This is a genomic window from Stenotrophomonas sp. LMG 10879 (genome assembly GCF_002750935.1).
Lineage (GTDB): Bacteria > Pseudomonadota > Gammaproteobacteria > Xanthomonadales > Xanthomonadaceae > Stenotrophomonas > Stenotrophomonas lactitubi_B.
In genome coordinates, this window is record NZ_PEJT01000008.1 from 34,993 (window position 1) to 55,315 (window position 20,323).

The following is a 20,323-nucleotide window of genomic DNA, read 5'->3' on the forward strand; positions in this document are numbered from 1 at the left end:
GGCAGACGTCATGAATGTCTGAAGGATCGGCTTTTGATCCTGCTTTTGATTTTGATTTTTCTGATCTTTCCCGTGGCGGCCGCCGCGCGCAGGAAACTGTCAGAGGCCGGGCGGGGAGGCTGGGCAGGGGCGTGAGCCGCATGGATGCGGCGACCGAGCTTACATGGACGTACTTGCAGCGCCCCCTGCCCAGCCTCCCCGCCCGGCCAACCCCAGAATCCCGGCTGTACGCGACCAACCCACCCACCACGGAGGGGCTCCGCCGTTGGCCGACCCGGCCGAAGGCCCGCTCCACGCGCGATACAATAAGCACCATGAACACCCCACAGGATTCCAGCCTCGGTCGCGAGGTCAGTTACCCGTCGCAGTACGATCCCGGCCTGCTGTTTCCCATCCCCCGCGTCGGCGCCCGCGCCGAGATCGGCCTCGACGAGGCCGCGCTGCCGTTCGTCGGCCACGACCGCTGGCACGCCTTCGAGCTGAGCTGGCTCGACCCGCGTGGCAAACCGCAGGTCGCCGTCGCCACCGTGCAGGTGCCGTGCACCTCGCCGCGGCTGATCGAGTCGAAGTCGTTCAAGCTGTACCTGAACTCGCTCAACAGCACCCGCCTGGACAGTGCCGATGCCCTGCGCGAGCGCCTCGTCGCCGATCTGTCGGCCTGCGCCGGTGCCCCGGTCCAGGTCACGTTCGGGCTGCCGGCGCTGCGCGAGTCGCCGCTGGGCGAGTTGATTGATGGCCTTGATGTGGACATCGACTGCTATGGCCCGCCGCAGGCGGACTATCTGTCGGCCGACGCCGACGTGCTGGTGGAGGAGACCCTGGTCTCGGCCCTGCTGAAGTCCAACTGCCCGGTCACCGGCCAGCCGGACTGGGCCACCGTCAGCCTGCGCTATCGCGGCCCGCAGATCGATCGTGCCGGCCTGCTGCGCTACCTGGTCAGCTACCGCGAGCACGCCGAGTTCCATGAGCAGTGCGTCGAGCGCATCTTCAGCGAAGTGTCCGCGCGCTGCCGGCCGCAGTGGCTGGAAGTGGAAGCCCGCTATACCCGTCGCGGTGGCCTGGACATCAACCCGTGGCGCGCCAGCCCCGGCATCGCCGCCCCGGCCGCGACCTACCGCGAACTGCGGCAATAAGCGTCGCCGGGCATGGCCCGGCGCTACCGTGGGGCCGCACTGTGACGGGTAGCGCCGGGCCATGCCCGGCGAGCCCAGCAGCGGCGTTCCGCCTCGATTGTTCAGCCACCCCGGGGGCGGCTTCACATCGGCACCATCCCCATTTAACAACCTCTATGACACCGTGCCAGCCATGTAGTCATACAGACGGGAGTGTGTGGATGAGTACCGAGAAGAAAGCCGATTTCTCCGGCGTCAGTGGCAGCGTCGACAGTACCGCCCAGCAGGTCCCCAAGGCGGACTTTTCCGGCGTCAGTGCCTCGGTGGACAGTACCGCCGAGGTGGCCAGCGGTGGCACCTACACCGTGCAGAAGGGGGATTCGCTGTCGAAGATCGCCAAGCAGCACCTGGGCGATGCCAACGCCTGGAAGAAGATCTTCGAAGCCAACCGCGACGTGCTCGACGACCCGGACAAGATCTTCCCGGGCCAGACCCTGAAACTGCCGCCGAAGTAATACCGGCGATCCAATCGCCGTCCGACAATCCCTGGGAGGAACCCCGAATGATCAAGACGACCCCGCTTCAGAATGCCCTGCTGGCCGCGCTGCTGGGCAGTGTCGCCCTGGTGGGCTGCAAGAAGAAGGAAGAAACCGCAGACAACAACGCGGCTCCGGCGGCAACCACGCCGGCCGAAGCGCCCGCTCCGATGACCGGCGCGCCGCCGCCGATGGCTGCATCGGCCGTTGCTGTGTCCGCCGTCACTGTCGGCAAGTCTGCCGCTGCTGACAAGTCGGTGGCCACTGCCGCCCTGTTCGCGCCGAAGGACGATGTCATCGTCTCGGTGAAGACCGATGGCGCGGCCAACAATGTCACCGTTGGCGCCAAGCTGACCTTCCAGGATGGCCAGGTGGCCGGTGAGCAGAACGCGACCCTGAACACCAGCGGTGCAGAGACCACCAACATCACCTTCAAGAATGCCAATGGCTGGCCGGCCGGCAAGTACCGCGCCGAAGTCATGGTCGATGGTAAGGCGGCCGGAACGCCGCAGGAGTTCGAGGTCAAGTAAGTCCCGCCGACTCTCTCCCGGTTGGACTCACGATGGACGCAGCCGCGAGGCTGCGTCCTTTTTTGTTTGTGGCTTTTGCGCGAAGGCTCCATCCACGCATGGCGTGGATCTACCGGAGACCGGCACGCGGCATCTCCATCCACGCATGGCGTGGATCTACTGACGCCCGGCACGTGGTGCATCCGTCCACGCCATGCGTGGATGGATCACAGCGTTGCCTGGGCGCAGTACCGCCGCGTATGGCGCGGCTTTGCCCCGCGCGGCTGAAAACGCGACAATGCAGGGGTTTCTCCGGCGCGCGCCCACCCTGACGGCGGCGGAGGAAAGCGACACGGTTGCACGTGGCCCGGCGCTGGCGCCGGCCTTCCCCTGAGCACTGCTACAGAGTCCAAGTCCCCCATGTCCAAGATCCTCTACACGCTGACCGACGAAGCACCGTTCCTGGCCACCCAGTCGCTGCTGCCGATCGTCGACGCCTATACCTCCACCGCCGGCATCGCCGTGGAAACCCGTGACATCTCGCTGTCCGGCCGCATCCTGTCGCTGTTCCCGGAACTGCTGAGCGATGCGCAGAAGGTCAACGATGACCTGGCCGAGCTGGGCCAGCTGGCGACCACCCCCGACGCCAACATCATCAAGCTGCCGAACATCTCCGCCTCGGTGCCGCAGCTGAAGGCAGCCATCAAGGAACTGCAGGACCAGGGTTATCCGCTGCCGGATTATCCGGAAACCCCGGCTGACGACCAGCAGCGCGACTACAAGGCGCGCTACGACAAGGTCAAGGGCAGCGCGGTGAACCCGGTACTGCGCGAAGGCAACTCCGACCGGCGCGCGCCGCTGTCGGTGAAGAACTACGCCCGCAAGCATCCGCACCGCATGGGCGCCTGGGCGTCCGATTCGAAGTCGCACGTCGCGCACATGGCCGCTGGTGATTTCTACGGCAGCGAGAAGTCGGCCACGCTGGCCAACGCCGGTTCGCTGAAGATCACCTTCCACGGCAAGGACGGCAGCACCGTCGTGCTGAAGGAAAAGACCGCGGTCAAGGCCGGCGAGATCGTCGACGCCGCGGTGATGAGCCGCAAGGCACTGGCTGCTTTCATCGGCGAGCAGATTGCCGATGCCAAGGCCCAGGGCGTGCTGTTCTCGCTGCACCTGAAGGCGACCATGATGAAGGTCTCCGACCCGATCATGTTCGGCGTGGCGGTCAACGAGTTCTACAAGGACGTGCTGGCCAAGCACGCCGACGTGCTCAAGCAGGCCGGTTTCGATGCCAACAACGGCATCGGTGACCTGGCCGCGCGCCTGCCGTCGCTGCCCGAAGCCACCCGCACCGCCATCGAAGCCGACCTGGCTGCCGAGTACGCACAGCGCCCGGGCGTGGCCATGGTCAACTCGGACAAGGGCATCACCAACCTGCACGTGCCGAGCGACGTGATCGTCGACGCCTCGATGCCGGCGATGATCCGCGACTCCGGCAAGATGTGGAACGCCGAAGGCAAGCTGCAGGACACCAAGGCGGTCATTCCGGACCGCTGCTACGCCGGCGTGTACCAGGCCGTCATCGACGACTGCAAGGCCAACGGTGCCTTCAATCCGGCCACCATGGGCTCGGTGCCCAACGTCGGCCTGATGGCGCAGAAGGCTGAAGAGTACGGTTCGCACGACAAGACCTTCCAGATCGCTGCCGACGGCGTGGTCAAGGTCACCGACGACGCCGGCACCGTGGTGTTCGAACACGCCGTGGAAGCGGGCGACATCTGGCGCATGTGCCAGACCAAGGACGCGCCGATCCAGGACTGGGTCAAGCTGGCCGTCGAACGCGCCCGCCTGAGCAGCACCCCGGCCGTGTTCTGGCTGGACGCCGCCCGTGCCCACGACGCGCAGGTCATCGCCAAGGTCGAGACGTACCTGAAGGACCACGACACCAACGGCCTGGACATCCGCATCCTGCCGCCGGTGGAAGCGACCGCGTTCTCGCTGGCCCGCATCCGCAAGGGCGAGGACACCATTTCGGTGACCGGCAACGTGCTGCGCGATTACCTCACCGACCTGTTCCCGATCATGGAGCTGGGCACCAGCGCCAAGATGCTGTCGATCGTGCCGCTGATGGCCGGTGGTGGCCTGTTCGAGACCGGCGCAGGTGGTTCGGCCCCGAAGCACGTGCAGCAGTTCGTCGAAGAGGACTACCTGCGCTGGGATTCGCTGGGTGAATTCCTGGCCCTGGCCGCGTCGCTGGAGCACCTCGGCAATCGTTACGACAACGCCGCTGCGCGCGTGCTGGCCAAGGCACTGGACGAGGCCAACGGCCAGTTCCTGGACAACGACAAGTCGCCGTCGCGCAAGCTGGGTGGCATCGACAACCGCGGCAGCCACTTCTACATCGCGCTGTACTGGGCACAGGCGCTGGCTGCGCAGAACGAAGACGCTGCACTGCAGGCACGCTTCGCTCCGCTGGCCAAGGCACTGGCCGACAACGAGCAGAAGATCGTTGACGAGCTGATCGCGGTGCAGGGCAAGGCCGTGGACATCGGTGGCTACTACCGTCCGGACGTGGCCAAGGCCGCTGCCGCGATGCGTCCGAGTGCGACCTTCAATGCTGCGCTGGAGCAGCTGCGCGGCTGATCCATCGCTGTCCGGTCGTGACCTTGAAACCCGCGCTTCGGCGCGGGTTTCTTTTTTGCGGGCCGGGGTCAGATCCCTGTGCACCGCAGAGGGATCTGACCCCGCCCGTGGCGTAGGTCCACTCGGGCCCGGAACCGTGAAATCCGTCGTCTGTCGGAATGCCGTCAACACGGCATGAAACTTGCCCGCGATGGCCGTCGCAGAACGGATGCGTGCGTGTTTGCCACTGCCACCAATATGAGCAGTCGATCACGACGATGGCGGCAAGCCATGGCCTAGCCTTTGCGATGCGAGACCGCCGGGGAGGTGGTCGCACGGGGAACACGGATGGCACGCGTGCTCGTAGTGGGAACCGATATCCAGGGCGAACAGGCCCTGCTGCAACGACTGCGGTTGGCCTCGGCGCTGCCCGACGGGCAGATCCGCCGCAGCCAGGACCTGGACGACTGCGACCTGCTGGTGATCCGCGATACGCCGGCGCTGCGCAACGCGGCACTGCGCATGCGCCAGCAGCGCCCGCGGCTGCACTGCTGGATCGAAGACCTCGGTGGGCAGTTGCGCGAGGGCGATGGCGGCCAGCACGTGCTGGATGATGGCGCGATAGGACGGGCACTGCGCGGCATGCAGGCTGGTACCGAAGCGACACCGATTCGTCTCGCTGACGGCGCGCATGCGATCACTCGTCTGCTGCGCGAGCGGCTGCCCTTGCGGCAGGGCCAGGCGCTGTTGGGCGAGGGCGCAGAGCCGTTGCTGCTGCTGGATCTGGAACAGGACCAGGCGGTGCTGCTGCACGAGCCGGCCACGGTGCTGGTGGAGCGGCTGGCACAGGGCTTCGAGCAGCTGTATCTGGATGCGCTGCAGCCGGCGCAGTTGCAGGCGCTGGCCGGGGATCGCACGCGACTGCCGCTGCGTCCGCTGCTGTGGCAATGGGCGCAGCGCAGCCGCCACTGGCAGGCGTTGGATGAGCGCCTGCGCGGCGCCTCGGTGAAGCTGCTGCGCTGGCCGGATTTCCGCGTGCTCGGCCACGATCACGATGGCTTCCGTCTGTGTTCGCTGCTGCTCAAGCGTGCCTGCACGGTGGACGAATGCGCGATGCTGCTGGATCTTCCCGCCGCCGCCGTACGCGATTTCATCCACGCCGCCTACCTGTGCGGTTATGCACAGCTGCAGGTTGCGCCTGCCGCACCGCTGGCGGGCGCACGTGCCAGCACTGCCGACACCGGCCTGCTCGCACGCCTGTGGCGCACGCTGCGCGGGAGTGACCGCGATGCGTGAGCACAAGGTGGTGGTGCTCGGTGGCATGGGCAGCGGCAAATCGACCTTGGTACGCAGCATCGCCGCTGGGGCGGTGGTCGATACCGATGTAGCCAACAGCGACCGCGCGGGGGCGGACAAGGCGTCGACCACGGTGGCGCTGGACTACGCCGATATCGACCTGCCCAACGGTGAGAGGCTGCGCCTGTATGGCACGCCCGGCCAGCAGCGCTTTGATTTCCTGTGGCCGATCCTGCTGCAGGGCGCACGCGGTGCCGTGCTGCTGCTGGATGCGCGCCGGGCCGGGGTGGCCGCTGAACTGGACGCCTACCTGCAGGTGCTGCGCCCGTTCGGTCCGGCTTTGGCCCTGGTGGTGGCGGTGACCCATCTTGACCAGGTGCCGGCAGCGGCACTGGATGACTGGGCCGAGCGCGCCCGTCTCGATGGCCAGCCGCTGCCGTTGCTGGCGGTGGACGCCCGTGATCGCGAACAAGGACTGCTGCTGATGGACGTACTGATGAGCGAAATGGAAGCGCATGCACTGGTGGCCGCACATGGCTGATGGACAAGGCGCGCCGTTGCCCGACGCCCACCAGCGTGAGCGCCTGCAGCCGTTGCTGCAGGACCTGCAGCAGCGGGTGGAAGGGGTTCGGACCGTGGTGCTGGCCAGCGTTGATGGCTTTGCCCTGGTCAGCGCCGGTGCGGAAGGGCGCGGCGAGCGACTGGCGGCGATGACCAGCGCGATGCTGGCCCTGGCCGCGGCGGTGGGGCGCGAGCTGGCACTGGGCGATCTGCAGACGCTGATGCTGGAGGCCGCCGGCGGCAAGGTGCTGATGCTGGCCATCCAGGCCGAAGGGCGGGCACCGCTGCTGCTGATGGCGGCCTGCGACCAGCGCAGCGTGATCGGCCAGGTGCTGTGGCAGAGCAGGGAATGTGGCCAGGCGATCCTGGCCGAACTCAGCGGATCGTGAGCCCGGCCGCAGGGGAACGAGGGGCTCGAACCAACATTGAGAGGGGTGCAACGTGGCTGGATTGAATGATTCGTTGACTGCACTGATGGGTATCGATGGCGCGCAGGCCGTGGCGCTGGTCGACTACGAGAGCGGCATGCTGCTGGGCGAAGCCGGTTCGGGCATGGACATGGAAGTGGCTGCGGCCGGCAATACCGAAGTGATCCGCGCGAAGATGAAAACCGCCGCCTCGCTGAACCTCAACGATGGCATCGAGGACATCCTGATCTCGCTCGGCAAGGCGTACCACATCATGCGCCCGGTGGCGAAGAAGAAGGGCCTGTTCTTCTACATCGTGCTGGACCGGGCCAAGTCCAACCTCGCCCTGGCGCGGCGCAAGGTGCAGGACGTGGAGGCCGAACTGGCGATCTGAGCCGGGCGCATGGCGGTGGGGCCGAAGGCTGCCGCAGGAGCAGCGGCCTTCGGCTCTACACAAGCCACCCCACGCCAGCGTATGGTGGCATCGGTTCTCCGTCGTGAGCCGTACATGCCGCCCGCTGTCATTTCCGCCGAACTTGCACCGCGCATCGCTGATGCCATCCGTGATGGCTTCGAGGACTACCATGCGCGATTCGCCGCGATCTCGGCGCGTGCCCGCGTGCGTTTCCAGCAGCGTGACTGGGCGGCGGCACGTCATGATGCGGTAGAGCGCATTGCCCTGTACGACCAGTGCATCGCCGAGCAGATGGATGCGCTGCGTCGGCTGGCCGGTGACGCCATCAGCGAACGCGCGCTGTGGCTGCAGGTGCACGCGCGCTACAGCGCCCTGCTGCAGGGCCTGATCGATGCCGAGCTGTACAAGACCTTCTACAACACCCTGTCGCGACGCCTGTTCGCCATCCGCGGCGTGGACCCGGACGTGGAGTTCATCGCCTTTGATGTCGAGCCCTCCGATGCGATCACCCATCCGGTAGCGCGGCATACCTATGCCGTTTCGCCGACGCGGCCGGTGGAGGCGCTGCAGCGGGTGCTGGGCGACTACCGCTTCGACGTTCCGTATGCGCACCAGCTGCGCTGTGCTGCCGCCATCGCTGTGCGCCTGCAGGACGATCTGGCGCACTGGGGCGACACGCCAGTACGCAGCATCGAACTGCTCGATACCGTGTTCTACCGCGAGCGTCGCGCCTATCTGGTCGGACGCGTGTTCGGCGAACACCGTTTCTCGCCGTGCGTGATCGCGCTGGTCAACGACGATCAGGGTCTGCGCGCCGATGCCGTGCTGACCCGGCGCCGCGATGTCGCCCATCTGTTCGGTGTGTCGCGCAGCTATTTCCAGGCCGACCTGGCCACCGTTGGCGATGCGGTGGTGTTCCTGCGCAGCCTGTTGCCGGGCAAGCCGATCGACGAAATCTACACCGTGCTCGGACGTGCCAAGCAGGGCAAGACCGAGCGCTACCGGACGTTCTTCCGCCACTTCAATGAACACCCGAACGAGCGCCTGGCGCATGCCGAAGGCACGCCGGGCATGGTCATGGCGGTGTTCACCCTGCCCAGCTATCCGCTGGTGTTCAAGCTCATCCGCGACCGCTTCGCCTGGCCCAAGGCGATGTCGCGGCAGCAGGTGGAGGAAAAGTACGCGCTGGTGTTCAACCTCGATCGCGTCGGCCGCCTGCTCGATGCACAGCCCTACCGGCACCTGCGCTTCCCGCGCGGACGCTTTGCCCCGGCGTTGCTGCACGAACTGTTGCAGCAGTGCGCGCAGAGCGTGCGCGTGGATGGCGACGAGGTGGAGATCGCGTTGTGCTACGTGCAGCGCCGCTTCCGGCCACTGAACCTCTACCTGCGCGAGCAGGCCGGCGAGGCAGTGCGCGCAGCCGTACTCGATTACGCGCAGGCGATCACCGACATGGCGCGCAACAACATCTTCCCCGGTGACATGCTGCCGAAGAACTTCGGCGTGTCGCGCCACGGCCGCGCCGTGTTCTATGACTACGACGAGTTGTGCCTGGTCAGCGACTGCGTATTCCGCGCCTGGCCCACGCCAGGCTCACCGGAAGAAGCGATGGCCGATGAGCCTTGGTTTCATGTCGGTCCACGCGATGTGTTCCCTGAGCGGTTCGGGCCGTTCATGGGCTTGCCGGCGCAGGAGCTGGCAGCGGTGCGCGAGCACTACCGGCATCTGTTCGATCCCGCCTGGTGGCAGGGGCTGCAGGCGCGCTTTGCGGACGGTGATTATCCGGACACGCCACCCTATTCGGCTGCGCAGCGGTTGGCGTGATCGGCTGTGCCGATGGCGCGGAACTCCGGTAATCTCGGCACTTTCATCACCAAGGATCGGGCCATGATGCGTTCTTCCCTGTTTCTCGCCTTCGCGCTAGCGATCGGCATGGCGGGCTCCCTGCTCAGCACCGATGCCGCAGCACAGAGCACGCGCGCGGTGCGTGCCAGCGCCGAAGCCAGCATGGTCTTGACCGGCAACATCGATGTCGCCGCAGATGGTGCGGTCACTGGGCTGGTGCTCGACCAGCGGGCATCGATCACGCCTGCCATCGCTGCGTTCGTGGACGGCACGATCCGCAAGTGGCAGTTCGAGCCCACGCTGGTGGACGGCAGGCCCGTGGCGAAACATGCACCGTTGCGCGTGCGTCTGCTGGGCCGGCCCGGGGCTGATGGCAACACCGAAGTACGCATGACCAGCGTGGACTTCAGCGAGTACGACGACAAGGCCACCGATGCGGTGACTGCCAACCAGATGCGGCCTCCGCGCTATCCGGAAGCGGCTTTCCGCGTCGGTGCACAGGGCGAGGTGATGCTGCTGGTCAAGGTCGAGCGTGACGGTGCGGTTGCCGATGTCGTCGCCGAACAGGTGAACATGGGCGTGGTCGCACCCGAACACGCAATGAAGAAGATGCGCGACATGCTGGCCAAGGCGAGCATCAGCGAGGCCCGCAAGTGGACGTTCACGCCGCCGACCTCCGGTGAGGACAAAGGCCTGGCGTTCTGGACCGTGCGCGTGCCGGTCACCTTCGCGCTGAGCGAGACGGGCAGCAGGCAACCGCCCAGCCCCTACGGGCGCTGGCAGGCCTACATTCCCGGCCCGCGCCAGCAGGCCCCGTGGCGCACAACCGGGGATGCCGCGCAGGTCGGTAGTGACCTGTTGCCGGCCGGCGGCGTGTACATGGTCGACGGCGCCACCCGCGGGCTGCGTCTGTTGACCCCGCTTGCCGAGCAGTGATGTCGGCCAACCGACCCCAGGTTGTATAGGCCAGGGCGTCAGACTTCATCGTTTTCATGCACAAGGAGTGGCTGTGATGCGTTCTTCTCTTTTCCTGGCGTTGGCCCTTGCCGTGGGTGGCGGTGCCGCCCTGGTCGATACCGCCGCTGCGCAGACCGCGCGCGAGGTACGCAAGCAGGCCGAGGCCAGCATGACCCTCAGCGGCGTCATCGACATCGGCCGCGAAGGCCAGGTTGAAATGTTCCAGCTCGACCGTCGCGAAAAAGTCGATGCGGGTATTGCCGGCTTCGTGGAAAACGCCGTGCAGGGCTGGCGTTTCGAACCGGTGCTGGTCGATGGCAAGCCCGTACAGGCACGCACTGCGGTGCGCCTGCGGCTGATCGCCGACAACCCGGACGAAGGCAGCATGCGTGTGCGCCTGGTCGATGCCAATTTCAGCAAAGCAGGTGGCGAGCTTGAGGTCAGCACCGACAAGGTGACCAGCAACGGACTGCGCGCGCCGGAGTACCCGCCGATGGCGGTGACGATGCAGGGCGAGGGCACGGTCATGCTGCTGGTCAAGGTCGGCCGTGATGGCAGGGTGGCTGATGTGATCGCCGAGCAGACCAATCTGACCGTGATTGGCACCGCGCGCGCGATGAACCAGCTACGCGATATCCTGGCCAAGGCCAGCGTCCGGAATGCGAAACGTTGGACGTTCACCCCACCCACCACTGGCGAGGCGAAGGATCGCGACTTCTGGACCGTGCGCGTACCGGTGCGCTACGCCTTCGAGGATTCGCGCGAGCGCTACGGCCGCTGGTCCGCCTACATCCCCGGCCCGCGCCAGCGGGCACCGTGGAAGACCGGTGAGGACGCCCTGGTCGCCGGAACCGATCTGCTGCCCGAAGGCGGTGTGTACATGGTCGGACGCGCGCAGGAAGGCCCGCGCCTGCTCACCCCGCTGGGCTGATGCGTCATTGCGGGATGCCCCGGACCGGTCCCGGCGCATCCCGCTTCAATCGATGTGCTCAATCGGCGTGCGGGTACACCACGACCCGGTTGCGGCCCTGCTCCTTGGCCAGGTACAGGGCCTTGTCGGCCAGGCGCAGTGCCTGTTCCGGATCGGTGTGGAAACTGGGGAAGTGGGCCACGCCCAGCGACACGGTGATGGTGCCCACCGGGGCGAAGGGCTCGTCGGCGATGGCCTGGCGCAGGCGCTCGCCGGTCTGCCGGGCCGCTTCGATGCCAACGCCCGGCAGCAGTACCAGGAACTCCTCGCCACCGGCGCGGCACAGCACGTCGGTCTCGCGCGAATGGCGGCGCATCTGTTCGGCGATATGCACGATGGCCGCATCACCGATGTCGTGACCGTGGCTGTCGTTGATCGACTTGAAGCGGTCGATATCCAGCGTCAGGATCGCAAACGGCAGGCCCTGCGCCTGCAGCGCGTCGAGCGCCTGCTGCAGCCCGCGCCGGTTGAGCAGGCCGGTCAGCGGATCGGTGCGGCTGGCGCGGTTGAGCGTGCCGATCCGGTCCTGCAGCGCATTGAAGCTGTACAGCACGGCCTGTTTCAACTGCGCCACTTCGAAGTACCACGCGCGGATGCCATTGACATGGCTGATCGCGTTGCCGGTGTCTTCGCCATCCTGTACGTTGCGCGCCAGCTGCCACAGCGGCAGCGAAATACGGCGGGCGAACCACCAGGTGATCAGCAGCGACAGCACGCCCAGCGGAATGGCATTCCAGATCACCGCCGACATCAGCCGTGACAGCGGCTGCAGCGTCGCCTCGGTCGGGCGCTGCGCGACGATGCCCCAGCCGGTCGCCGCGACGGGCGCGTAACCGGCCAGCATCGCCACCTGGTGGTTGTTGCGCACCTGCTGCGCACCGCGCTGGCCGCGCATCACCTCTTTCACCGCCGGGTTGTTTAACGCGTAGGTACCCACTTCCTTGGGATTGATGTGGTAGATCAGGCGGCCATGGCGATCCACCACGTACAGGTAGGAACCATCGCGGTAGTAGTGCGTACCCAGCAGGGTGTTGAGGGCGCTGCGCTGGCGCAGGTACAGGGTGCCGCTGACATAACCGCGGTACTGGCCGCTGCGGTCGAACACCGGGTGCGAGATCGAGATCAGCAGCTTGCCGGTGGCCGACTGGTAGGGGTCGCTGATCATCGGCTCGCGCCGCTCGAGCGCCGCCTTGCTGCCGGCGCTGCGCAGGATCTCGCCCTGCAGCTGCAGGCTCTGCGGCGAGGTCGCGATCACCCGCCCGTCGCTGGCCACCACCAGCGAAGAATTGAAGCTGCTGGACTGCAGCTGCAGGCGACTGGCCTCATCCTGGGCCTGCGCAGGATCCATGTCGCTGTTGCCAAGCCGGGTGGCGGCATAGGCCAGCTGCTGCTGCGCCGCCAGCAGGAAATTCTGCGTGGTCTCGGCCAGCTTGGTGGCATACACACGGTTGGCTTCCAGGGTGTTTCCCACCAGCTGGTCGCGCTGCACGCGATAGCTGGCAAGCAGCGTATTGGCCAGGGCGATGACGGCGCTGAGCAGGGCCAGGGCAAGGATCAGCTTGCCCAGGTTGAGCCGGGGGGACAGTGTGCGCATGCGGTTGAAGGATCGGGCAGGGCTGGACCCGCCGGATCCTCCGGATGGGGCAACAGCGGGAATCGGCGGCCCGGCCAGCACGGTCGGGGCGGAGAGTCAGGCATTTGTGGCGCAGATTATCGCCAAAACACCGGGCTGCGAAGTGAAGCCGGCTGTCCTGCCGCCGCCCAACAAAAAAGCCCCGCATCGCGGGGCTTTTCCGTATTCCATCAATGCCGCGCGATCAGCGCTTCATCGAACCGAAGAACTCGTCGTTGGACTTGGTGTTCTTCATCTTGTCCAGCAGGAATTCCATCGCCGTCATTTCATCCATCGGATGCAGCAGCTTGCGCAGGATCCAGATCTTCTGCAGCAGCTCCGGTTCGATCAGCAGGTCTTCGCGACGGGTGCCGGAACGGTTGATGTCGATGGCCGGGAACACGCGCTTTTCAGCGATACGACGGCTCAGGTGCACTTCGCTGTTGCCGGTGCCCTTGAACTCCTCGTAGATCACCTCGTCCATCTTCGAGCCGGTATCGACCAGCGCGGTGGCGATGATGGTCAGGCTGCCGCCTTCTTCCACGTTGCGCGCGGCACCGAAGAAGCGCTTGGGGCGATGCAGGGCGTTGGCGTCCACACCACCGGTCAGCACCTTGCCCGAGCTCGGCACGACGTTGTTGTAGGCACGCGCCAGGCGGGTGATCGAGTCGAGCAGGATCACCACGTCCTTCTTGTGCTCGACCAAGCGCTTGGCGCGCTCGATGACCATTTCGGCCACCTGCACGTGGCGCGCGGCCGGCTCGTCGAAGGTCGAGCTGATGACCTCGCCGCGCACGGTGCGCTGCATTTCGGTCACTTCTTCCGGGCGCTCGTCGATCAGCAGCACGATCAGGTGCACGTCCGGATGGTTGGTGGTGATGGCCGTGGCGACCTGCTGCATCATCATCGTCTTGCCGGCCTTCGGCTGGGAAACGATGAGCGAACGCTGGCCCTTGCCCTGCGGTGCCATCAGGTCGAGGATGCGACCGGTGATGTCTTCCGAGGAACCGTTGCCGCGCTCCAGGGTGAAGCGGCGACGCGGGAACAGGGGAGTCAGGTTCTCGAACAGCACCTTGTTCTTCGACGCTTCCAGCGGCTCACCGTTGATGGTGTCCACGATCGACAGCGCGAAGTAGCGCTCGCCGTCCTTCGGGAAGCGGATGCGGCCGGACAGGTGGTCGCCGGTACGCAGGTTGAAGCGGCGGATCTGGCTGGGCGAAATGTAGGTGTCGTCCGGGCCGGCCAGGTAGCTGGCCTCGGCCGCGCGCAGGAAGCCGAAACCGTCCGGCAGGATTTCCAGCACGCCGTCGGCGGCAACGCCGTCGCCGTGGCGGGTCAGCACCTTCAGCAGCGCGAAGATCACGTCCTGCTTGCGGGCACGGGCCACACCTTCGGAAATCTGCAGCTGCTCGGCGATCTCCAGCAGCTTCTGGGCCGGCATGCGCTTGAGGTCGCTCAGCGAATAGACCGGGAAGCCTTCAGGCACGTTGGCGTGCGGACGCGGCACGAACGGCTGCTGTTCGCCGTTGTCGTTGGGCATGCCGTCGTCGCGGAAGCGACCGCCGTTGCCGCCACCGCCGCCGCCGCCATTGCGATCACGGTCGCGGCGGTTGCGGAAACGGTCACGGCGATTGCCCTGGCCCTGCTGGCCCTGCTGGCCGCCCTGGTTGTAGGGGTTCTGGTTCTGGCCGCCGCCCTGGTTGTTCTGCTGCGACTGCCGCGGCTGGCCGGATTCGCGGCCCTCGCCACCTTCGCCGCCGCCACTGCTGGCAGGGGCCTCGGCGGCGGGTGCGCTCGGCGCGGAAGGCGCTGCGGCCGGTGCCGGCGCTTCGGGCGCGGCTGCCAGCGGCAGGGCAGGCTGCGCCGGAGCGGCGCTGGTTTCGGCGGCGGCCGGAGCGGCAGCCTTGGTTACGCGGGCTTTGCGCACGCGCTTTTCGGCGGGCGCATCTGCGCTACCGGTTTCGGGAGTGTTATCGGACAAGAGCGTTATTCCTCGCTTGAAGGTGCGAGCGCCCGGCTGGGGCGGCGAACATTGGGAATGGGTCTGGAAGAAACTGCGTCCAGAAGATGCGGCACGCGAACGCGGCCGGATGTGCCGACACTATCATCGGCCCGCGGCGCCACGCAAGGGTCGCCGGATACGGTATTCAGTCAGGCGCCGGGGCGCCCGCCCGGCAGCCGTGGAAAACGGCTGCCGGTAACGCGCAGGATCAGGCCAGGGCCTTGTCCAGCAGGCCGGCCAGCTGGGCCTTGCCAACGGCACCAATCTGCTCGCCGACCTTCTCGCCGTCCTTGAAGACGACCAGGTAGGGAATCGAACGCACGTGGTACTTGGCGGCCAGCGCGCGGTTGTTGTCCACGTTGACCTTGGCGATCTTGGCGCGGCCCTGGTAGGCATCGGCCAGTTCGTCCAGCGCCGGCGCGATCATCTTGCAGGGGCCACACCATTCGGCCCAGAAATCGACCAGCACCGGTTCCTTGGAATTCAGTACGGCGCTATCAAAGTCGGCATCGCCGACGTGTACAACCTTGTCGCTCATCTTGGTTTCTCGTCTTGGATTGCACCCGGCCAGGCCGGAGGTGGGTGAACTGGGCCATGCCCGGTGGCGTGACCCTCGTCGTTGCCTCGCGGCGGACTGCCACGGTGCGTTCGGCGGGATGCCTGGACGCTCACGGCCGGCAGTGTACCCCTATCGCAGGGCGGGGACAGGTGCTGGCTGGAACCCAGCGTATCGTGACCGGGATGCAACCCGGTATGTGTCCGATTTCACTATCCATGGCTGAAATGGGGGTGCTGGCGCGATAGGCCATGGGGGCCGGCGCCGCTGTTCAAGCGCGGTACTGCGGGGTGAAGAGGCCCGTCTCCGTAAGCTCTGAGACGCCTGGTTCCGGTTTGCCGGCCCGAGTGCGGTAAACTGGGGCATTGTGCGGCGCGCGGACCCGAGGGGTCCCGGCCAGCCCGACCCGCCGCAGGGGCCGCAGTTTGCGACGGAGCCCCAGACAGATTTCAGTGCCGCCGCCCGCAGGCGCGTGGCCATACCAAGACGGACACATGAGCGACAAACCGCTGACCGATTTGACTTTTTCCTCCTTCGATCTGCATCCGGCCCTGCAGGCCGGTCTTGAAGGAGCCGGATTCACCCGCTGCACGCCCATCCAGGCGCTGACCCTGCCGGTCGCGCTGCCCGGTGGCGACGTCGCCGGCCAGGCCCAGACCGGCACCGGCAAGACGCTGGCCTTCCTGGTCGCTGTCGTGAACCGCCTGCTGACGCGTCCGGCGCTGGCCGATCGCAAGCCCGAAGATCCGCGCGCGCTGATCCTGGCCCCGACCCGCGAACTGGCCATCCAGATCCACAAGGATGCGGTCAAGTTCGGCTCCGACCTCGGCCTGCGCTTCGCGCTGGTCTACGGTGGCGTGGATTACGACAAGCAGCGCGAGATCCTGCAGCAGGGCGTGGACGTGATCATCGCCACCCCCGGCCGCCTGATCGACTACGTCAAGCAGCACAAGGTGGTCTCGCTGCATGCCTGCGAGATCTGCGTGCTGGACGAAGCCGACCGCATGTTCGACCTGGGCTTCATCAAGGACATCCGCTTCCTGCTGCGCCGCATGCCGGAGCGTTCCACCCGCCAGACCCTGCTGTTCAGCGCCACCTTGAGCCACCGCGTGCTCGAGCTGGCCTATGAGCACATGAACGAGCCGCAGAAGCTGGTGGTCGAAGCCGAGACCATCACCGCCGCGCGCGTGCGCCAGCGCATCTACTTCCCCGCCGACGAAGAGAAGATCCCGCTGCTGCTGGGCCTGCTGTCGCGCAGCGAAGGCGCGCGCACCATGGTCTTCGTCAACACCAAGGTGTTCGTCGAGCGCGTGGCCCGTTCGCTGGAGCGTTCCGGCTACCGCGTCGGCGTACTGTCCGGCGACGTGCCGCAGAAGAAGCGTGAGAGCCTGCTCAACCGCTTCCAGAAGGGCCAGCTGGAAATCCTGGTGGCGACCGACGTGGCCGCCCGCGGCCTGCACATCGACGGCATCAAGTACGTCTACAACTACGACCTGCCGTTCGATGCGGAAGACTACGTGCACCGCATCGGCCGTACCGCCCGCCTGGGCGAGGAAGGCGATGCGATCAGCTTCGCCTGCGAGCGCTACGCGATGGGCCTGCCGGACATCGAGGCCTACATCGAACAGAAGATCCCGGTTGAAGCGGTCACCAGCGAGATCCTGACCTCGCTGCCGCGCCCGGAGCGTGCCGCCCCGGCACCGGGTGAGGAAGGCGACGAGAACGAAAGCGTCGGCCAGATCTTCCGCGAAGCACGCGAAGCGCGTGCCGCCGAGGAAGAGCGTCGTGGCGGCGGCCGCAGTGGCGGTCGTTCCGGCAGCGGTGCTGGCGCCGGGCGTGGTGGCCGTGATGGCGAGCGCAGCGGCGAACGCCGTCCGCGTGGCCCGCGCAAGCCGCGTGTGGAAGGCGAGCAGGTTGCCGCCGCAGCCGTCGAGGGTGCGGTGACGGCTGAAGCCGCTGCCGTGCAGGCCCCGCGTCCGCCGCGCGCTGACGCGGCGCCGGAAGCGGCGGTGGACGGCGAGCGCAAGCCGCGCAAGCGTCGTCGTCGTCGCCACGGCCGTCCGGTCGAGGGTGCCGAGGGCGTGGCAAGCAACGCCGGCAACGGCAGCAGCCCGGTCACCCCGGTGCAGGTCGTGGCCAAGCCGGTGCGCACCAGCGCCGATGCCGGCGACTCGTTCCTGACCCGTATCGGTCGCAAGATCCGCCGGATGCTGTCGGGCAACTGATCCGGTAGCACCCGACCGTCGGTCGGGCGACCAAGCCGGTAGCACCCGACCGTTGGTCGGGTGGCCAAGCCGGTAGCACCCGACCGTTGGTCGGGTGGCCTTGAAAGGTGTGCCGACCAACGGTCGGCACCCACCACCAACGGCCGGCACCCACGATGCGGCCCGGCGCTACCGATCTGTCGCGCCGGTCCTGCATAATCGGGGCATGAGTGTCCTGCGCTTCGACAATGTCAGCAAACAGTACGCCGGTGGCCACGAAGCCCTGACCGATGTCAGCTTCGAGGTCGCGCCGGGCGAAATGCTGTTCGTCACCGGTCACTCCGGGGCGGGCAAGAGCACCCTGCTCAAGTTGATCCACCTCGACGAGCGGCCCAGCCGCGGGGCGGTGATGTTCGACGAGCGCAACCTGCTGAAGGTGCGCGGCGGCGATGTGCCGCGGCATCGACGCGCGGTCGGCGCGGTCTACCAGGACCACCGCCTGCTGATGGACCGCTCCATCGCCGAGAACGTGGCCCTGCCTCTGATCCTGCGCGGCACCCGCCGTGGCGACATCAACAAGCGCGTGCGTTCGGTGCTCGAGCGCATGGGCCTGGGCCACCGCGAGAAGGCGCTGCCCTCGCAGCTGTCGGCCGGTGAGCAGCAGCGCGTCGGCATCGCCCGTGCGATCGTCGGCGAGCCCAAGCTGCTGGTGGCCGACGAACCGACCGGCAACCTCGACCCGACCCTGGCGGCGGAAATCATGTCCCTGTTCGCCGAGCTGCCCGCGCGCGGCACCAGCGTGCTGGTGGTCAGTCACGACCTGCCGCTGCTGCGCCACATGCGCAAGCGCGTGCTGATCCTCGACCACGGCCGGCTGGTGGACGACATCTCGCCGCAGGATCTGGCGGAGTAACCATGGCCAAGAACGAAAACACCGAAGCCGCTGCGCCGTCGCGCCTGGGCGTGTGGTTCCAGCATCACGTGCACAGCGTGGTGTTCAGCCTCGGTCGTGCCTGCCGCAAACCGTGGGCGACGCTGCTGACTGTGATGGTCATGGCGCTGGCCCTCGCGTTGCCGCTGGGCCTGTCGATCGCGCTGGACAACCTCAAGCAGTTCGCCGGCAGCGTGCAGCAGTCGCGCGACATCAACGTGTTCCTGAAGGCCGACGTCGACGGCCCCGGTGCGCTGCGCCTGGCCGGTGAGCTGCGCGATCGCCCGGACGTGGCCAGCGTCACCGTGCGCACGCCGGAACAGGGCCTGGAGGAACTGCGCCAGGCCGGTCTCGGCGAAGCCATCGACGCACTCAATGACAACCCGTTGCCCTCGCTGCTGGTGATCACTCCCGGCCAGGGCCAGGACGATGCGCGGCTGGCGCGCGCGCTGGAAAGCCTGCCCGGGGCGGACCTGGTCCAGCATGACGCGTTGTGGCGCCAGCGCCTGGACGCGTGGCTCGCGTTCGGCGCGCGGCTGGTGCAGGTGTTGTCGGTGCTGCTCGGCGCCGGTGCGGCGCTGGTGGTCGGCAACACCGTGCGCCTGGACATCCAGGCCCGCCGCGAGGAAATCGGCGTGCTGCAGCTGCTCGGCGCCAGCGATGGCTTCATCCGCCGCCCGTTCCTGTACCTGGGCGCCTGGTATGGCCTGGGCGCCGGCGCGGTCGCGCTGGGCCTGATCGGTATTGCCGGTGCCGCCCTGCGCGCGCCGCTGGCCGAACTGTCGCGCAGCTATGGCAGCCCGTTCGTGCTGCATGGGCTGGACCTGCTGCATGGCAGCCTGGTACTGCTCGGCACCTTGTTGCTGGGCTGGCTGGGTGCATGGCTGGTGACCGGCCACTTCCTCCGCCAGACCCGCCCGACCGACACCTGAGACCGGCATGCAACCGCAAGCGCTGAAGCACCTTGAAGGGCCCGCGACGCGGGTGATGGTGGTTGACGGTTCCAAGCTGGTGCGCAAGCTGATCGCCGACGTCCTGCAGCGTGATCTGCCGGGCGTGGAGGTGATCGGCTGCGACAGCATCGAAGACGCACAGCATGCGCTGGCGCAGGGCCCGGTCGATCTGGTCACCACTTCGTTGACCCTGCGCGATGGCGACGGCCTGGCGCTGGCACGGATGGTGCGCGAAGCCGCCGGGCAGGCCTATGTGCCGGTGATCGTGGTCTCCGGCGACGCCCAGCAGCACCTGGAGCAGCGCCGCTTCACCGAGTACGTCACCGATTACTTCGACAAATCGCTGGGCCACGAGGCCCTGGCGACGTTCGTGCGCGGCTACGTGCAGCCGCAGACCATTCCCGGCGCGACCATCCTCTACATCGAGGACAGCCGGGTGGTGGCCGAGGCGACCAAGCGCATGCTCGAGCGCCAGCAGCTCAACGTGATGCATGTGGTCAGCGCCGAGGAGGCGTTCACCCTGCTCACCGCCGAATCGCTGGGGCGCAGCCGCCATCGCATCGATCTGGTGCTGACCGATGTGACCCTGAAGGGGGAGCTGAGCGGCCGCGACGTGGTGCAGCGCGTGCGCGTGGACTTCGGCTACGGCAAGCGCCGCCTGCCGGTGCTGGTGATGACCGGCGATGGCAATCCGCACAACCAGACCGGTCTGCTGCAGGCTGGCGCCAACGACCTGGTGCTGAAGCCGATCGAAGAGCGCCTGCTGATCACCAAGGTGCTGTTCCAGCTGCGGCTGGCCCGGTTGAATGATGGACCCCTGTTGCGATGACGTGTT

General features: G+C 67.1%; 18 protein-coding genes. 15 read left to right on the forward strand and 3 right to left on the reverse strand.

Annotated features, from left to right (window positions below):
* The first annotated feature begins 314 nt into the window (after nucleotides 1-314).
* The 11 genes from queF to CR919_RS13560 all read left to right on the forward strand — a co-directional run bounded on the left by queF (nucleotide 315) and on the right by CR919_RS13560 (nucleotide 11,191).
* Nucleotides 315-1,133 (forward strand): NADPH-dependent 7-cyano-7-deazaguanine reductase QueF, encoded by an 819-nt coding sequence (gene queF / locus CR919_RS13510; protein WP_099820447.1) that lies wholly within the window; start codon nucleotides 315-317, stop codon nucleotides 1,131-1,133.
* Between the two features lie 200 nt (nucleotides 1,134-1,333).
* Entirely contained in the window at nucleotides 1,334-1,627 is a 294-nt protein-coding gene (locus CR919_RS13515) for a LysM peptidoglycan-binding domain-containing protein (protein WP_093818171.1), read from the forward strand.
* 47 nt (nucleotides 1,628-1,674) lie between these two features.
* Nucleotides 1,675-2,178 carry a hypothetical protein gene (locus tag CR919_RS13520; protein WP_099820448.1) on the forward strand — a complete coding sequence of 168 codons (504 nt, stop codon included), beginning with the start codon at nucleotides 1,675-1,677 and terminating at the stop codon, nucleotides 2,176-2,178.
* A 399-nt stretch (nucleotides 2,179-2,577) separates the two neighbouring features.
* Nucleotides 2,578-4,800, forward strand: coding sequence for an NADP-dependent isocitrate dehydrogenase (locus CR919_RS13525; protein ID WP_099820449.1), 2,223 nt, complete (start codon nucleotides 2,578-2,580; stop codon nucleotides 4,798-4,800).
* Between the two features lie 327 nt (nucleotides 4,801-5,127).
* Nucleotides 5,128-6,075, forward strand: a complete 948-nt coding sequence (locus CR919_RS13530; RefSeq protein WP_099820450.1) for a hypothetical protein — start codon at nucleotides 5,128-5,130, stop codon at nucleotides 6,073-6,075.
* Nucleotides 6,068-6,616: an ATP/GTP-binding protein gene (locus CR919_RS13535; protein ID WP_025878599.1), complete on the forward strand. Its 549-nt coding sequence runs from the start codon at nucleotides 6,068-6,070 to the stop codon at nucleotides 6,614-6,616. The genes CR919_RS13530 and CR919_RS13535 overlap by 8 nt, the downstream gene beginning before the upstream one ends.
* On the forward strand, nucleotides 6,609-7,025 hold the full coding sequence (locus CR919_RS13540) for a roadblock/LC7 domain-containing protein (protein WP_099820451.1): 417 nt from the start codon (nucleotides 6,609-6,611) through the stop codon (nucleotides 7,023-7,025). Before CR919_RS13535 ends, CR919_RS13540 begins: the two co-directional genes overlap by 8 nt.
* Nucleotides 7,026-7,077: 52 nt before the next feature.
* Nucleotides 7,078-7,437: a hypothetical protein gene (locus CR919_RS13545; RefSeq protein ID WP_089237314.1), complete on the forward strand. Its 360-nt coding sequence runs from the start codon at nucleotides 7,078-7,080 to the stop codon at nucleotides 7,435-7,437.
* Between the two features lie 114 nt (nucleotides 7,438-7,551).
* Nucleotides 7,552-9,282, forward strand: coding sequence for a bifunctional isocitrate dehydrogenase kinase/phosphatase (aceK, locus tag CR919_RS13550; protein WP_099820452.1), 1,731 nt, complete (start codon nucleotides 7,552-7,554; stop codon nucleotides 9,280-9,282).
* 63 nt (nucleotides 9,283-9,345) lie between these two features.
* Nucleotides 9,346-10,239 (forward strand): TonB-dependent receptor, encoded by an 894-nt coding sequence (locus CR919_RS13555; protein WP_099820453.1) that lies wholly within the window; start codon nucleotides 9,346-9,348, stop codon nucleotides 10,237-10,239.
* A 76-nt stretch (nucleotides 10,240-10,315) separates the two neighbouring features.
* Nucleotides 10,316-11,191, forward strand: coding sequence for an energy transducer TonB (locus CR919_RS13560; RefSeq protein WP_343124859.1), 876 nt, complete (start codon nucleotides 10,316-10,318; stop codon nucleotides 11,189-11,191).
* Between the two features lie 58 nt (nucleotides 11,192-11,249).
* Here the strand turns inward: CR919_RS13560 and CR919_RS13565 are convergent, their stop codons facing one another.
* The 3 genes from CR919_RS13565 to trxA form a co-directional block, all read right to left on the reverse strand.
* Nucleotides 11,250-12,824 (reverse strand): sensor domain-containing diguanylate cyclase, encoded by a 1,575-nt coding sequence (locus CR919_RS13565; RefSeq protein WP_099820455.1) that lies wholly within the window; start codon nucleotides 12,822-12,824, stop codon nucleotides 11,250-11,252.
* A 223-nt stretch (nucleotides 12,825-13,047) separates the two neighbouring features.
* Nucleotides 13,048-14,823: a transcription termination factor Rho gene (rho, locus tag CR919_RS13570; protein ID WP_099785606.1), complete on the reverse strand. Its 1,776-nt coding sequence runs from the start codon at nucleotides 14,821-14,823 to the stop codon at nucleotides 13,048-13,050.
* A 229-nt stretch (nucleotides 14,824-15,052) separates the two neighbouring features.
* The gene (gene trxA / locus CR919_RS13575) at nucleotides 15,053-15,382 is read right to left on the reverse strand and encodes a thioredoxin (protein ID WP_025878607.1); all 330 of its coding nucleotides are present in this window, start codon (nucleotides 15,380-15,382) and stop codon (nucleotides 15,053-15,055) included.
* Between the two features lie 512 nt (nucleotides 15,383-15,894).
* On the opposite strand from trxA, the gene rhlB reads away from it, so the two are divergent.
* The 4 genes from rhlB to CR919_RS13595 all read left to right on the forward strand — a co-directional run bounded on the left by rhlB (nucleotide 15,895) and on the right by CR919_RS13595 (nucleotide 20,317).
* Entirely contained in the window at nucleotides 15,895-17,625 is a 1,731-nt protein-coding gene (rhlB, locus tag CR919_RS13580; RefSeq protein ID WP_099820456.1) for an ATP-dependent RNA helicase RhlB, read from the forward strand.
* Between the two features lie 205 nt (nucleotides 17,626-17,830).
* Nucleotides 17,831-18,517, forward strand: a complete 687-nt coding sequence (gene ftsE / locus CR919_RS13585; RefSeq protein ID WP_025878609.1) for a cell division ATP-binding protein FtsE — start codon at nucleotides 17,831-17,833, stop codon at nucleotides 18,515-18,517.
* A gap of 2 nt (nucleotides 18,518-18,519) precedes the next feature.
* The gene (gene ftsX, locus CR919_RS13590) at nucleotides 18,520-19,467 is read left to right on the forward strand and encodes a permease-like cell division protein FtsX (protein WP_099820457.1); all 948 of its coding nucleotides are present in this window, start codon (nucleotides 18,520-18,522) and stop codon (nucleotides 19,465-19,467) included.
* 7 nt (nucleotides 19,468-19,474) lie between these two features.
* The gene (locus CR919_RS13595; protein WP_025878611.1) at nucleotides 19,475-20,317 is read left to right on the forward strand and encodes a response regulator; all 843 of its coding nucleotides are present in this window, start codon (nucleotides 19,475-19,477) and stop codon (nucleotides 20,315-20,317) included.
* Nucleotides 20,318-20,323 lie beyond the last annotated feature (6 nt).

What these genes read in the sequence shown, in the direction of transcription:
- CR919_RS13520 (WP_099820448.1), top strand. Translation starts at nt 1,675, where the DNA reads ATGATCAAGACGACCCCGCTTCAGAATGCCCTGCTGGCCGCGCTGCTG.
- rhlB (WP_099820456.1), top strand. Translation starts at nt 15,895, where the DNA reads ATGAGCGACAAACCGCTGACCGATTTGACTTTTTCCTCCTTCGATCTG.
- CR919_RS13515 (WP_093818171.1), top strand. Translation starts at nt 1,334, where the DNA reads ATGAGTACCGAGAAGAAAGCCGATTTCTCCGGCGTCAGTGGCAGCGTC.
- CR919_RS13560 (WP_343124859.1), top strand. Translation starts at nt 10,316, where the DNA reads ATGCGTTCTTCTCTTTTCCTGGCGTTGGCCCTTGCCGTGGGTGGCGGT.
- CR919_RS13555 (WP_099820453.1), top strand. Translation starts at nt 9,346, where the DNA reads ATGATGCGTTCTTCCCTGTTTCTCGCCTTCGCGCTAGCGATCGGCATG.
- CR919_RS13565 (WP_099820455.1), bottom strand. Translation starts at nt 12,824, where the DNA reads ATGCGCACACTGTCCCCCCGGCTCAACCTGGGCAAGCTGATCCTTGCC.
- ftsX (WP_099820457.1), top strand. Translation starts at nt 18,520, where the DNA reads ATGGCCAAGAACGAAAACACCGAAGCCGCTGCGCCGTCGCGCCTGGGC.
- CR919_RS13595 (WP_025878611.1), top strand. Translation starts at nt 19,475, where the DNA reads ATGCAACCGCAAGCGCTGAAGCACCTTGAAGGGCCCGCGACGCGGGTG.
- queF (WP_099820447.1), top strand. Translation starts at nt 315, where the DNA reads ATGAACACCCCACAGGATTCCAGCCTCGGTCGCGAGGTCAGTTACCCG.
- ftsE (WP_025878609.1), top strand. Translation starts at nt 17,831, where the DNA reads ATGAGTGTCCTGCGCTTCGACAATGTCAGCAAACAGTACGCCGGTGGC.
- CR919_RS13535 (WP_025878599.1), top strand. Translation starts at nt 6,068, where the DNA reads ATGCGTGAGCACAAGGTGGTGGTGCTCGGTGGCATGGGCAGCGGCAAA.
- CR919_RS13540 (WP_099820451.1), top strand. Translation starts at nt 6,609, where the DNA reads ATGGCTGATGGACAAGGCGCGCCGTTGCCCGACGCCCACCAGCGTGAG.
- CR919_RS13530 (WP_099820450.1), top strand. Translation starts at nt 5,128, where the DNA reads ATGGCACGCGTGCTCGTAGTGGGAACCGATATCCAGGGCGAACAGGCC.
- aceK (WP_099820452.1), top strand. Translation starts at nt 7,552, where the DNA reads ATGCCGCCCGCTGTCATTTCCGCCGAACTTGCACCGCGCATCGCTGAT.
- trxA (WP_025878607.1), bottom strand. Translation starts at nt 15,382, where the DNA reads ATGAGCGACAAGGTTGTACACGTCGGCGATGCCGACTTTGATAGCGCC.
- CR919_RS13525 (WP_099820449.1), top strand. Translation starts at nt 2,578, where the DNA reads ATGTCCAAGATCCTCTACACGCTGACCGACGAAGCACCGTTCCTGGCC.